General features: G+C 70.2%; 9 protein-coding genes. All 9 read left to right on the top strand.

The window, feature by feature from the left end; all coding sequences use genetic code 11:
* Positions 1-54: 54 nt before the first annotated feature.
* The 9 genes from carA (at position 55) to prfB (ending at position 13,716) form a co-directional block, all read left to right on the top strand.
* On the top strand, positions 55-1,179 hold the full coding sequence (gene carA / locus AB3X07_RS12020) for a glutamine-hydrolyzing carbamoyl-phosphate synthase small subunit (protein WP_369938846.1): 1,125 nt from the start codon (positions 55-57) through the stop codon (positions 1,177-1,179).
* Positions 1,179-1,622: a DUF6973 domain-containing protein gene (locus AB3X07_RS12015; RefSeq protein WP_369938845.1), complete on the top strand. Its 444-nt coding sequence runs from the start codon at positions 1,179-1,181 to the stop codon at positions 1,620-1,622. The genes carA and AB3X07_RS12015 overlap by 1 nt, the downstream gene beginning before the upstream one ends.
* Positions 1,623-1,630: 8 nt before the next feature.
* Positions 1,631-4,873, top strand: coding sequence for a carbamoyl-phosphate synthase large subunit (carB, locus tag AB3X07_RS12010; protein ID WP_369938844.1), 3,243 nt, complete (start codon positions 1,631-1,633; stop codon positions 4,871-4,873).
* An 8-nt stretch (positions 4,874-4,881) separates the two neighbouring features.
* On the top strand, positions 4,882-5,346 hold the full coding sequence (greA, locus tag AB3X07_RS12005) for a transcription elongation factor GreA (protein ID WP_369944739.1): 465 nt from the start codon (positions 4,882-4,884) through the stop codon (positions 5,344-5,346).
* A gap of 4 nt (positions 5,347-5,350) precedes the next feature.
* Complete coding sequence (locus AB3X07_RS12000) at positions 5,351-6,271, top strand: phosphoglycerate mutase (protein ID WP_369938843.1); 921 nt, start codon at positions 5,351-5,353, stop codon at positions 6,269-6,271.
* The gene (gene recJ / locus AB3X07_RS11995; RefSeq protein WP_369938842.1) at positions 6,268-7,995 is read left to right on the top strand and encodes a single-stranded-DNA-specific exonuclease RecJ; all 1,728 of its coding nucleotides are present in this window, start codon (positions 6,268-6,270) and stop codon (positions 7,993-7,995) included. Before AB3X07_RS12000 ends, recJ begins: the two co-directional genes overlap by 4 nt.
* 412 nt (positions 7,996-8,407) lie before the next feature.
* Complete coding sequence (locus AB3X07_RS11990; protein WP_369938841.1) at positions 8,408-11,323, top strand: VIT domain-containing protein; 2,916 nt, start codon at positions 8,408-8,410, stop codon at positions 11,321-11,323.
* A gap of 278 nt (positions 11,324-11,601) precedes the next feature.
* Positions 11,602-12,495 (top strand): LytTR family DNA-binding domain-containing protein, encoded by an 894-nt coding sequence (locus AB3X07_RS11985; protein ID WP_369938840.1) that lies wholly within the window; start codon positions 11,602-11,604, stop codon positions 12,493-12,495.
* 95 nt (positions 12,496-12,590) lie between these two features.
* Positions 12,591-13,716, top strand: a protein-coding gene (gene prfB / locus AB3X07_RS11980) for a peptide chain release factor 2 (RefSeq protein ID WP_369938839.1) whose coding sequence is annotated in 2 segments (ribosomal slippage) — positions 12,591-12,665 and positions 12,667-13,716 — 1,125 coding nt in all. Because the reading frame shifts where the segments join, the coding sequence is not laid out codon by codon here.
* Positions 13,717-13,732 lie beyond the last annotated feature (16 nt).

Genomic DNA, 13,732 nt, shown 5'->3' with positions numbered 1-13,732 from the left:
CTTGCAGCCTGCAAGTTGGTGGGGCAGGGTTCCTCTCTCCCCAAGGCGAACCCCGTGACTCAACCCGCAATCCTTGTCCTTGAAGACGGCACCGTGTTCGAGGGCGAATCCGTAGGCGCCACTGGCCTGTCCGTCGGCGAAGTGGTGTTCAACACCGCGATGACCGGCTACCAGGAGATCGTGACCGATCCGTCCTACGCCCGCCAATTGGTCACCCTGACGTATCCCCATATCGGCAACACCGGCTGCACCGACCAGGACGACGAGGCCGCCCAGGTCTGGTCGGCCGGCCTGATCGTGCGCGACGTGCCGCGCCGCCCCAGCAACTGGCGCAATCAGGTGGCGCTGCCGGACTGGCTGATGCAGCGCGGCGTGGTCGCCATCGCCGGCATCGACACCCGCAAGCTGACCCGCATCCTGCGCGAGAAGGGCGCCCAGAACGGCGCACTGATGGCCGGCGAGATCGACGTGGACACCGCGCTGGAAGCGGCGCGCAAGTTCCCCGGACTCAAGGGCATGGACCTGGCCAAGGTGGTCTCCACCGACAAGGCCTATCCCTGGCGCGACGGCCAGCTCGACCTCAACAGCAATGCCTTCGCCCAGGCCACGCCCCGCTACAAGGTCGTCGCCTACGACTACGGGGTGAAGCTCAACATCCTGCGCATGCTCGCCGAGCGCGGCTGCGAGGTCACCGTGGTGCCGGCGCAGACGCCGGCCGCGGACGTGCTGGCGATGCGGCCGGACGGCGTGTTCCTGTCCAACGGTCCGGGCGATCCGGCGCCGTGCGACTACGCGATCGCCGCGATCAAGGAATTCGTGTCTCGGAAGATCCCGACCTTCGGCATCTGCCTGGGCCACCAGTTGCTGGCGCTGGCCGCCGGCGCGCAGACGCTGAAGATGGGCCATGGCCATCACGGCGCCAATCACCCGGTGCAGGACCTGGACAGCGGCCGGGTGATGATCACCTCGCAGAACCACGGCTTCGCGGTCGATGAGGCCACGCTGCCGGGCAACGTCCGCGTCACCCACCGCTCGCTGTTCGACGGCACCAACCAGGGCATCGAACTGACCGACGCGCCGGCCTTCAGCTTCCAGGGCCACCCGGAAGCCTCGCCGGGCCCGCGCGACGTGGCGCCGCTGTTCGACCGCTTCGTCGCGCTGATGGCGGCCGCCGCCTGATGCACGCGGCGCCGGCCATGCCGTTGCGGACCCGCCGCTGGCGGTGGGTCGCCACGGCGTTGCTGGTGCTGGCCGCGTATCCGGCCTTCGTGCTGGTGGCGGTGTACGCGCAGTGGCTGGGCGCCGGCCTGCCGGGCGGGCGCAATGGCCCGGCCGACGCGTACCGGCACAGCCTGGCCAGCGCCATCGTCGCCTACACCTTGTCGCCGCGTTGCGTGGACTGGGTGACGGCGGTGATGGAGCGCGACGGACACGGCAATGCGAGCCGGGCGATGGACGCCCACAACAACCGGATCGGCGCGCGCATCGGCGCCGCCGCTCCCAGCTGGGCCGCGATGCAGCGCGAGGTTCGCGCCGCGGTCGACCATGGCGCGATCGATGCCCGATCGCCCGACCAGATCACCTGGCGCGCCCCCGCGGCGTGGCAGGACCGCCTTTACTGAGAATCCCCATGCCCAAGCGCACCGACCTCAAAACCATCCTCATCATCGGCGCCGGCCCGATCGTCATCGGCCAGGCCTGCGAGTTCGACTACTCCGGCGCGCAGGCGTGCAAGGCGCTGCGCGACGAGGGCTACCGCGTGGTGCTGGTCAACAGCAACCCGGCCACGATCATGACCGACCCGAACATGGCCGATGCCGTGTACATCGAGCCGATCAACTGGCAGACGGTCGAGAAGATCATCGCCAAGGAAAAGCCCGATGCGCTGCTGCCGACCATGGGCGGGCAGACCGCGCTGAACTGCGCGCTGGACCTGGCCGACCACGGCGTGCTGGAGAAGTACGGCGTGGAACTGATCGGCGCCAAGCGCGAAGCGATCATGATGGCCGAGGACCGCGAGCTGTTCCGCGTGGCGATGGGCGAGATCGGCCTGGAATGCCCGAAGGCGGCGGTGGCGCACACCCTCGAGGAAGCGCTGGAGATCCAGACCCGGGTCGGCTATCCGACCATCATCCGTCCCAGCTTCACCCTCGGCGGCAGCGGCGGCGGCATCGCCTACAACCGCGAGGAACTGATCGAGATCGTGACCCGCGGCCTGGAACTGTCGCCGACCAGCGAAGTGCTGGTCGAGGAGTCGGTGCTGGGCTGGAAGGAGTTCGAGATGGAAGTGGTCCGCGACACCGCGGACAACTGCATCATCGTCTGCTCGATCGAGAACCTGGACCCGATGGGCGTGCACACCGGCGACTCGATCACCGTGGCCCCGGCGCAGACCCTGACCGACAAGGAATACCAGCGCCTGCGCGATGCCTCGATCGCGGTGCTGCGCAAGATCGGCGTGGACACCGGCGGCTCCAACGTGCAGTTCGGCATCAACGCGCAGACCGGCCGCGTGGTGGTGATCGAGATGAACCCGCGCGTGTCGCGCTCCTCGGCGCTGGCCTCCAAGGCCACCGGCTTCCCGATCGCCAAGGTCGCGGCCAAGCTGGCGGTCGGCTACACCCTGGACGAACTGAAGAACGAAATCACCGGCGGCCTGACCCCGGCCTCGTTCGAGCCGTCGATCGACTACGTGGTCACCAAGATCCCGCGCTTCGCCTTCGAGAAGTTCCCGCAGGCCGATGCGCGCCTGACCACGCAGATGAAGTCGGTGGGCGAGGTGATGGCGATGGGCCGCACCTTCTCCGAATCGCTGCAGAAGGCGCTGCGCGGCCTGGAGACCGGCAAGATCGGGCTCGACCCGACCGGCCTGGACCTGGGCAGCGAGGACGACCTGGCCGCGCTCAAGCGCGAGCTGAAGGCGCCCGGTCCGGAGCGGCTGTTCTACGTGGCCGATGCGTTCCGCGCCGGCCTGAGCGTGGAGCAGGTGCATGCGCTGTCGTTCATCGATCCGTGGTTCCTGGACCAGATCGAGGACCTGATCGCGCAGGAGAAGCAATTGGCCGCCGACGGCCTGGGCGCGCTCGACGCCGCGCGCCTGCGCACGCTCAAGCGTGCCGGGTTCTCCGATGCGCGCCTGGCGCAGTTGACCGGCACCAACGAGGCGGCGGTGCGTGCGCTGCGCCGCGCGCACAAGGTGCGCCCGGTGTACAAGCGGGTGGACTCGTGCGCGGCCGAGTTCGCCACCGACACCGCCTACCTGTATTCGACCTACGAGGACGAGTGCGAGGCCAGGCCCAGCAACCGCGACAAGATCATGATCCTCGGCGGCGGCCCCAACCGCATCGGCCAGGGCATCGAGTTCGACTACTGCTGCGTGCACGCCGCGCTCGCCCTGCGCGAGGATGGCTACGAGACCATCATGGTCAACTGCAACCCGGAGACCGTGTCCACCGACTACGACACCTCCGACCGCCTGTACTTCGAGCCGCTGACCCTGGAAGACGTGCTGGAGATCGTCGAGCTGGAGCAGCCCAAGGGCGTGATCGTGCAGTACGGCGGGCAGACCCCGCTGAAGCTGGCGCGTGCGCTGGAAGCCAACGGCGTGCCGGTGATCGGCACTTCGCCGGACTCGATCGACCTGGCCGAGGACCGCGAGCGCTTCCAGCAACTGGTCGACACGCTGGGCCTGAAGCAGCCGCCGAACCGCATCGCGCGCAACGCCGAGGAAGCGCTGGTGCTGGCGCGCGAGATCGGCTATCCGCTGGTGGTGCGCCCGAGCTACGTGCTCGGCGGCCGCGCGATGGAGATCGTCTACGGCGAATCGGACCTGGCGCGCTACGTGCGCGACGCGGTCAAGGTCTCCAACGATTCGCCGGTGCTGCTGGACCGCTTCCTCGACAACGCGGTGGAAGTGGACGTGGACATCATCGCCGACAAGGACGGCCAGGTGCTGATCGGCGGCGTCATGGAGCACATCGAGGAAGCCGGCGTGCATTCGGGCGATTCCTCGTGCTCGCTGCCGCCGTACTCGCTGTCGGCCAAGACCCAGGCCGAGCTGCGCCGCCAGGTGGTGATGCTGGCCAAGGGCCTGAACGTGGTCGGGCTGATGAACACCCAGTTCGCGGTGCAGGTGGACGAGGCCGGCGACGACATCGTGTTCCTGCTGGAAGTGAACCCGCGCGCCTCGCGCACCGTGCCGTTCGTGTCCAAGGCCACCGGCATGGCGCTGGCCAAGATCGCCGCGCGCTGCATGGCCGGCAAGACCCTGGCCGAGCAGGGCGCGCTGAAGGAGATCGTGCCCGACTACTACTCGGTGAAGGAAGCGATCTTCCCGTTCGCCAAGTTCCAGGGCGTCGATCCGATCCTCGGCCCGGAGATGCGCTCCACCGGCGAGGTGATGGGCGTGGGCCGCAGCTTCGGCGCCGCCTTCGCGCGCGCGCAGGAAGCCGGCGGGATCAAGGCGCCGCCGCTGGGCAAGGCGTTCCTGTCGGTGCGCGATCCGGACAAGCAGCGCGTGCTGCCGGTGGCGCAGGCGCTGGTCGAGCGCGGCTACACCCTGGTGGCGACCAGCGGCACCTGCGCGTGGTTGCAACAGCACGGCCTGCAGTGCGACCAGATCAACAAGGTGGCCGAGGGCCGCCCGCACATCGTCGATCTGATCAAGAACGGCGAAATCGTGTATATCGTCAACACCACCGAGGGCCGGGCGGCGATCTCCGACTCGTTCTCGATCCGGCGCGAAGCCCTGCAGCAGCGCGTCACCTATTCGACCACCGTCGCCGGCGCCCGCGCGCTGGTGCATTCATTGGAATTCCGCGGCACCGGCCCGGTCTGGGCGCTGCAGGAACTGCACAAGGAGCTGGAAGCGTGAGAGCCCCGATCACCATGCAAGGCGCGCAGCGGCTGCGCGAGGAACTGGATCACCTGAAGTCGGTCAAGCGTCCGGAAGTCATCGCCGCGATCGCCGAGGCGCGCGCGCACGGCGACCTCAAGGAGAATGCCGAGTACCACGCCGCCCGCGAGCAACAGGGCTTCATCGAAGGCCGCATCAAGCAGTTGGAGAGCGAGCTGTCGCATGCCGAGGTCATCGACATCAGCAAGCTGGCGGTCGGCAGCAAGGTGGTGTTCGGCGCCACCGTGACCCTGGCCGACGTGGAGACCGACGAAGAGAAGCGGTACCAGTTGGTGGGCGACCTGGAAGCGGACATCAAGCTGGGCCTGATCGCGATCTCCTCGCCGCTGGCGCGTGCGTTGATCGGCAAGCTGGAAGGCGACAGCGTCAGCATCGACGCCCCGGCCGGCCGCCGCGAGTACGAGATCGTCAGCGTCGAATACATCGGCTGACGCCGTGGCCGTTGCGACCTTGCTGTTGCCGGCGCGGGCCCGCCTGGCCGGTCCGGCGCTGAGCGGCGAGGTGGCGCGGGCGCTCGGTCGCGCCGAGCGCGAACGCGCCGAGCCCGGTAGCGAAGCGCAGCTGCGCCGCCATTTCGCGCTGCCGCCGGGCACCTGGCCGGTCGCCGCGCTGACCCGGCAACTGGACGTCGGCGACGCCGGCGACGCCGTCTGGCTGCGCGCCGATCCGGCCTACGTGGTGCCGGACATGCAGGGCGCGCGGCTGATGGCGCACGGCGACATGCTCGCCATCGACGCCATCGACCTGGCTGCGCTGCTGCCGGCGCTGCAGGAGGTGTTCGCCGAGACCGGCCTGGTGCTGGAGGCGAGCGACCCGGCGCGCTGGTATCTGCGCCTGGCGCCGGACAGCGTGCTGCCCGAGTTCGCCGCGCCGGCGCAGGTGCTCGGCGCCGACCTGTTCGACCATCTGCCGCAGGGCGAGGACGCGCGCCGCTGGCGGGCGCTGCTGACCGAAACCCAGGTCGTGCTGCACCAGCACCCCTGGAACCGCGAACGCGTGGCGCGCGGGCAACCGGCGATCAATTCGCTGTGGTTATGGGGCGGCGGCACGCTGCCGGCCACGGTGAGCACCGCGCATGCGCAGGTGCGCAGCCGCGAGCCGCTGCTGCGCGCGCTGGTGCTGGCCGCCGGGATCGACGCCGAACAGGCGCCGCGCGTGGACGCACTGGTCGACCTGCGCCAGTTGCGCGCGCCCGAGCAGTTCGTCGGCGAGGTGATGCTGCCGCTGCTGGAGGCGCTGCAGCGCGGCGAACTGCAGCAGTTGCTGCTGGATTTCGAGGACGGCGTGCGCTTGCGCATCGATCGCGGCCAGCGCTGGCGGTTCTGGCGGCGGCCGTTGTCGCGCCTGGACGCATGAGCCCGGCGTTGCGCATCACCCGCCGTCCGGCCGCCGATGGCGGGCCGTGGGCGGAGACGGTCCCGCCGCTGCTGCGCCGCATCTACACCGCGCGCGGCGCCCACGACGCCACCCTGGCGCAACCGAAGCTAGCGCACTTGCTGCCGCCGGACGCGTTGCGCGGCATCGAGGCGGCGGTCGCGCTGCTGGCCGAGGCGATCGCCGCCGGCAAGCGCATCCTGGTGGTCGGCGACTTCGACTGCGATGGCGCCACCGCCTGCGCGGTGGCGGTGCGCGGGCTGCGCCTGCTCGGTGCCGCGCAGGTGTTGCACGCGGTGCCGAACCGCATGGTCCATGGCTACGGCTTGTCGCCTGCGCTGGTCGCGGAACTGGCGCCGTTGCGACCGGACCTGCTGGTCACGGTCGACCACGGCATCGCCTGCCATGCCGGCGTCGCCGCGGCCAAGGCGCTGGGCTGGCAGGTGCTGGTCACCGACCATCACCTGCCGGGCAGCGCGCTGCCGCCGGCCGACGCCATCGTCGATCCGAATCAGGTCGGCGATGCGTTCCCGAGCAAGGCGCTGGCCGGCGTCGGCGTGATCTTCTACGTGTTGCTGGCCTTGCGCCAGCACCTGCGCGCGCAAGGCGCGTTCCCCGCGCAGGCGCCGGATCTGACCGTGTTGCTGGACCTGGTCGCGGTCGGCACCGTCGCCGACCTGGTGCCGCTGGACGCCAACAACCGCGCGCTGGTCGCGGCCGGACTGCGCCGGCTGCAGCGCGGCGACGGCTGTGTCGGCCTGCGCGCGTTGATCGCCGCCAGCGGCCGCGATCCGTCCCGGCTCAGCGCCAGCGACATCGGCTTCGCGCTGGCGCCGCGGCTCAACGCGGCCGGCCGGCTCGAGGACATGGCCCTGGGCATCGAGCTGTTGCTGTGCGAGGACCCGCAGCAGGCGCGGGAGATCGCCGCGACGCTGGAGGAGATCAACGCCGAGCGCCGCGCGGTGCAGCAGCAGATGACCGACGAGGCCGAGGCCAGCGTGGCGCGGGCGTTGCTGGTCGCGCCCGAGCAGCCGCCGGTGGCGATGTGCCTGTTCGACGCGGACTGGCACCCGGGCGTGATCGGCCTGGTCGCCTCCAAGCTGAAGGACCGGTTGCACCGCCCGGTGATCGCCTTCGCCCCGGCCGAGCCGGGCAGCGCGCTGCTGCGCGGCTCGGCGCGCTCGATTCCCGGCTTCCACATCCGCGATGCGATGGCCGCGGTGGACGCGCGCCACCCCGGGCTGATGGACAAGTTCGGCGGCCATGCGATGGCCGCCGGCCTGAGCCTGCGCCAGGATGCGCTGGCCGAATTCGAGCGACTGTTCCGCGAGCATGCGCTGGCCAGCCTGGACGCGAGCCTGCTGCAGGCCGAACTGCTCAGCGACGGCGCACTGGACCCGCACGAGCTGGACCATCGCCATGCCGAGGCCCTGCGTCTGGCCGGGCCCTGGGGGCAGGGCTTCCCCGAGCCGCTGTTCGACGGCGAATTCGAGGTCGTGCAGTGGCGGGTGCTGAAGGAGCGCCACCTCAAGCTGAGCCTGCGCTGCGCCGGCCGCCACGAGCCGCTGAACGCGATCCACTTCAACGGCTGGCGCGGCGACGACCCCGGCCGCCGCGTGCACATCGCCTATCGCCTGGTCGCCGACGACTACCGTGGCGGCGAGGCGGTGCAACTGGTGGTGGAGCACTGCCGCAGCCTGCCATAAGCCCCTCTCCCGTCGGGAGAGGGGTTGGGGTGAGGGTGCGGCGCGAAAGCGACTCGCGGAGGTTGGGTAGCACGAGGCTGCGCCCGTACCCTCATCCGCCCCTTCGGGCACCTTCCCCCGAAAAGGGGGCCATGGTCCCGAGGGGAGAAGGGAACGGCCGCTAGCCCCTCTCCCCCGGGAGAGGGGTTGGGGTGAGGGTGCGGCGCGAAAGCGACTCGCGGCGTTTGAGGTGCACGAGGCTGCGCCCGTACCCTCATCCGCCCTTCGGGCACCTTCTCCCGACGGGAGAAGGAAGCAGCCGGGCCCCTCTCTCATCGGGAGAGAGTTCGGTACCAATGCCCCGCTCGCAATCGACCAACCCCACAGCGCCACACCGGACGTTCAAACAGTACCGCCCATCAAGGAGTGATCCATGCCGTCCCTCGCGCGCAAAGGCCTGTGCCTGCTGTTGCTCTCGCTGTTGTCGGCCGCCGCCGTGCCGGCCCTGGCCCAAACCGCCGCGCCGCAGCGGCACCTCCTCGCCCCGCTGCTGAAGACGGATCCCGGCGAGCGCCCGGTCGAACTGCGCGCGGCGACGGTGAGCGCGCATGCCGCGGCCGGCCTGGCCGAAACCACGGTGGAGCTGGTGTTCTTCAACCCCAATGCGCGCGTGCTGGAGGGGCAGCTTTCGTTCCCGCTGCGCGATGGCCAGCAGATCAGCGGATTCGCCTTGGACATCGACGGGCAGATGCGCGACGCGGTGCCGGTGCCGAAGGCGCGCGGGCGGCAGGTGTTCGAGGCGATCGAGCGGCGTGGCGTGGACCCGGGCCTGGTCGAGCAGACCGCCGGCAATCAGTTCCAATTGCGGCTCTATCCGATTCCCGCGCACGGCAGCCGCCGCGTGCGCCTGGTCTATCGAGAGTCGTTGCCGCGCACCGCCGCCGGTTGGCAGTGGCGGCTGCCGCTGGGGTACGCGGCAAGCGCGCAGACGCTGCGCCTGGAGCTGAGCACGCAGGCGGCACCGGTGGACGCCGCGGCATTGCCTGCCGGCCTGCGCCTGCTGCCGTCGCCCGCGGGGCATGCGGCGGTGTGGTCGGGCACGCCAGCGCAACTGCCCAAGGAACTGGCGCTGTCGTTGCACGCGAGCAGCGATCCGCGCGTCGCGGTCGGCAGCCACGACGGCCAGCGCTATTTCCAGGCGCTGCTGCCCATTGCCGACCTGCACAGCGCGCGCCCGTTGCCGCAGCGCATCGGCCTGCTGTGGGATGCGTCGGGTTCGGCGCGGCAGCGCGACATTCCCGCGGAACTGGCCTTGTTGCAGCGCTATTTCGCCGCGCTGGGCGACGCGCAGGTCGATCTGATCGTGCTGCGCGACCATGCCGAGGCGCCGCGCCGTTTCCAGGTGCGCGCTGGCGACTGGAGCGCGTTGAAGGCGACGCTGCAGGGGCTGCAGCCGGACGGCGCCAGCGCCTTGGGCGATTGGCGGCCGGCGGCGGAGGTGCAGGAGTATTTGCTGTTCAGCGATGGCCTGGGCAACTACGGCGCGCAAGCCCTGCCGACGCTGGCGCCGGACCAGCGCCTGTATGCGGTCGCCTCGGCCGGTGCCCATGCCGATACGGCACGCCTGGCGGCGTCGGCGGAAGCGCGTGGCGGCCGTTTGATCGAGGTGCAGGGCGTGCAGGGCGTGCAGCAGGCCAGCGAACGGCTGCTGCAGCGTGGCGGCGAACTGGTGACGTTGCAGGGCGAGGGCGTCGCCGATCTGGTCGCCGATTCGCGCTATGCCGACGACGGTTACCTGCGCATCGCCGGGCGCCTGCTCGCGGACGATGCGACGCTGCAACTGGAGATCGCCACCGCCGCCAGCACGCGTCGCCTGCGTCTGCCGTTGCGCGACGCCAGCGCGGTGCCGGGCGAGCTGGTGCCCGGTGCCTGGGCGCGGGCCATGCTGCGCCGCCTGGCCGCCGATCCGCTCGGCGACGCCGCGCGCCGCCAGCAATTGGCCAGCCGCTTCGGCCTGGTCAGCGCCGATACCTCGCTGCTGGTGCTGGAGAACGTGGACGACTACGTGCGCTACGACATCGCCCCGCCGCCGGCGCTGCGCGAGGCGGTGGCACGCGCGCAGGCGCGGCACCGACAGGAGCGGGACGCGCAGCGCACGCAGCGCATCGACCGCGTCGCCGAGGATTTCGCGCAGCGCATCGCCTGGTGGCAGCGCACGTTTCCGAAAAACGCGCCGCCGCAGCCCAAGCCGCAACGCGGGGAGGGCGACGCCCGTCGGGAGCGGGACGGCGTTGCGCCGCCCGCGCCGGCGATGGCCATGGCGCCACCGCCGGCACCCGCTGCGCCGATGTCGGCGGAGTCCACTGAACTGGAGAGGGTCAGCGTCACTGGCGCGGTCGCGGCCAACGCCGATGCGTCTGCCGGCGGGTCCGACCCCACCACGATTTCCCTGGCATTGCAGCCCTGGCAACCGGATTCGCCCTATGCCCGGCGCCTGCGCGCCGCCGCGCCGGATGCGGTCTACCCGCTGTACCTGAGCGAGCGCGCCGCGCATGCCGACAGCGTGGCGTTCTACCTGGACGTGGCCGACGTGCTGTTCGAGCGCGGCCAGCCCGAACTGGCGCTGCGCGTGCTGTCGAACCTGGCCGAGCTGCAGTTGGAGAACCGCCACGTGTTGCGCGTGCTCGGCTACCGCCTGCTGCAGGCGGGCAGGGCGGACCTGGCGGTGCCGGTGTTCGAACAGGTGCTGCGGTTGGGCGAGGAGGAGCCGCAGAGCTTCCGCGACCTGGGCCTGGCCTATGCCGCGCGCGGCGATGCGCAGGCCGCGATCGAGCAATTGTACGAAGTGGTCGCGCGCGATTGGGATCCGCGCTTCGACGGCGTGGCGCTGATCGCCTTGAACGAGTTGAACGCGATCGTGGCCCGGTCGCCGCACCCGTTGCGGACCGCGTTCGTCGATCCGCGCCTGCTGCGCAACCTGCCGCTGGACCTGCGCGTGGTGTTGAACTGGGACAGCGACAACAGCGACATGGATCTGTGGGTGACCGATCCCAATGGCGAGCGCTGCTATTACGCGCACCGTTCGACCTACCAGGGCGGGCAACTGTCGCAGGATTTCACCGGCGGCTACGGGCCGGAGGAGTTCTCGCTGCGCCGGGCCAAGCCGGGCAAGTACAAGGTGGAAGCGAACTTCTTCGGCGACCGCCAGCCGTTGGTCACCGGCGCCACCACCTTGCATCTGCAACTGAGCACCGGCTGGGGCGGCGCCGCGCAGCGCGACCAGCAGGTGACGCTGCGGCTGAAGGACAAGAAGGAGACGATCCTGGTCGGCGAGTTCGAGGTGCGTTGACGGTCGTGGCCTGGTCGCGCGCTGCGTCGTGTGCACGGCTGCGGCTTGGGTTGCCGTAGCAGGCTGTCCGCAGGAGTGAGCGAGGCGACGCCTCCGTGTTGCCAGACTCCGCGGGTCGCTTCGCGCCGAACCCTCACCCCAACCCCTCTCCCGATGGGAGAGGGGCTTGGTCATGGTGCTGTTTTGCAACGGGCAGTGCGAGCCTGGGCATGCACGCGGTAGGAGCTCGCGCGAATCGGCCCGCCTCGACGGGCGGCGCTGCCGCTACACTGCGCCGCATGTCCGAATCGCCGACCAGCATGTACGCCCGTTTCCAGCCATGGCGACGCAGCTTCGAGATCGGTTTCTGGGTCGCGCTGACCCTGATCAACGGCACCGCCAACAGCATCACCGTGCTGATGGACATCCGCCGCACCGGGCTGCACTTCGCCGCCTGGGAGCCGGCCTTGTGGGAATGGTCCAGCGGCCTGGTGTTCCTGCTGATCGTGCCGCTGCTGGTATGGTTGACCCGGCGCTATCCGCTGCACTGGGACAACTGGCGACGCCGGCTGCCGGCCTATCTGCTGGGCAGCGTCGCGCTGTCGGTGCTGCACGTGCTGGGCATGGTCGCGATCCGCAGCGTGGTGTACCGGCTGCAGGGCGAGCACTACGACTTCGGCCCGTGGCCGCAGGGGCTGGCCTACGAGTACCTGAAGGACGTGCGCAGCCTGGCCTCGATGCTGCTGTGCGTGGAGATGTACCGCTTCCTGCTGCGCCGCTGGCAGGGCGAGGCGGCCTTGCTCGGCGCGCCCGACGAAGGCCCGCCGGTGGAGTCGCTGGAGCGTCCGGAGCGCTTCCTGGTGCGAAAGCTCGGCCGCGAGTTCCTGGTCGCCGCCGCCGATATCGAATGGCTGCAGGCCTGCGGCAACTACGTCAACCTGCGCGTGCGCGGCCACGACTATCCGTTGCGCAGCACGATGGCGGCGATCGAAGCCAGGCTCGATCCTGCGCGGTTCGTGCGCATCCACCGCAGCTACATGGTCAACCTGGCGTGCGTGGTCTCGATCGAGCCGCTGGAGGCCGGCGAGGCGCGCGTGCACCTGCGCGACGGCAGCCATGTGCCGTGCAGCCGCCGCTACCGCGCCGCCTTGCGCGCGGTAGCCGGCGAGGGCGACGCCGCCGCGGCCGAGTGAGCCGGCGCGGCGCGCCGCCTGCGTGGTGGCGCCGCGCGCTGTGGCGCGGCGGCCGGAATTGCTAGAATCGCGGTCTTGTTTGCCGGAATGCCGCCATGATCGAACTCAATCCCATCCGCCACCGCATCGCCGATCTGTCCGATCGGGTGCTGTCGCTTCGGGGGTTTCTTTGACTACGACGCCAAGAAGGAGCGTCTAGAGGAAGTCACCCGGGAGCTGGAAAGCCCCGATGTCTGGAACGACCCCGAGCGCGCCCAGGGCCTGGGCCGCGAACGCGCCAACCTGGAGAAGACCGTCGGCGGCATCGCCAGCGTGCTCGACGGGCTGAACGAGGCGCTGGAGTTCCTGGAGCTGGCCGAGAGCGAGAACGACGAGGACACCGCGCTGGCGGTGAGCGCCGATGTCGATCGCTTCCAGGCGCACGTGGAGAAGCTGGAATTCCAGCGCATGTTCTCCGGGCAGATGGACGCCAGCAACGCCTTCGTCGACATCCAGGCCGGCGCCGGCGGCACCGAGGCCCAGGACTGGGCCGAGATCCTGCTGCGCATGTACCTGCGCTGGTGCGAGTCGCGCGGCTGGAAGACCGAGCTGATGGAAGTCTCCGGCGGCGAAGTGGCGGGCATCAAGTCGGCCACGCTGCGCGTGGAGGGCGACTTCGCCTACGGCTGGCTGAAGACCGAGACCGGCGTGCACCGGCTGGTGCGCAAGTCGCCGTTCGACTCGGACAACCGCCGCCACACCAGTTTCACTTCGGTGTTCGTGTCGCCGGAAGTGGACGACAACATCGACATCGACATCAACCCGGCCGACCTCAAGACCGACGTGTACCGCTCCTCCGGCGCCGGCGGCCAGCACGTCAACAAGACCGAGTCGGCGGTGCGCATCACCCACGTGCCGACCGGCATCGTGGTCGCCTGCCAAACCGGGCGCAGCCAGCACCAGAACCGCGACAACGCGATGAAGATGCTGGCCGCCAAGCTGTACGAGCTGGAGATCCAGAAGCGCAACGCCGAGCGCGACGCGGTCGAGGCGACCAAGTCCGACATCGGCTGGGGCAGCCAGATCCGCAACTACGTGCTCGACCAGAGCCGGATCAAGGACCTGCGTACCGGCGTGGAGCGTTCCGACACGCAGAAGGTGCTGGACGGCGACCTGGACGAGTTCGTCGAGGCCAGCCTCAAGTCCGGCCTGGAAGTCGGCGCCAAACGCAGCGACGCCTGAACCGCCGGCCTCCGCC

This window comes from Xanthomonas sp. DAR 35659, from assembly GCF_041242975.1.
Taxonomy (GTDB): Bacteria; Pseudomonadota; Gammaproteobacteria; order Xanthomonadales; family Xanthomonadaceae; genus Xanthomonas_A; species Xanthomonas_A medicagonis.
This window is presented reverse-complemented; position numbering and strand designations above follow the sequence as displayed.

What these genes read in the sequence shown, in the direction of transcription:
- AB3X07_RS11985 (WP_369938840.1), top strand. Translation starts at nt 11,602, where the DNA reads ATGTCCGAATCGCCGACCAGCATGTACGCCCGTTTCCAGCCATGGCGA.
- carB (WP_369938844.1), top strand. Translation starts at nt 1,631, where the DNA reads ATGCCCAAGCGCACCGACCTCAAAACCATCCTCATCATCGGCGCCGGC.
- AB3X07_RS12015 (WP_369938845.1), top strand. Translation starts at nt 1,179, where the DNA reads ATGCACGCGGCGCCGGCCATGCCGTTGCGGACCCGCCGCTGGCGGTGG.
- recJ (WP_369938842.1), top strand. Translation starts at nt 6,268, where the DNA reads ATGAGCCCGGCGTTGCGCATCACCCGCCGTCCGGCCGCCGATGGCGGG.
- AB3X07_RS11990 (WP_369938841.1), top strand. Translation starts at nt 8,408, where the DNA reads ATGCCGTCCCTCGCGCGCAAAGGCCTGTGCCTGCTGTTGCTCTCGCTG.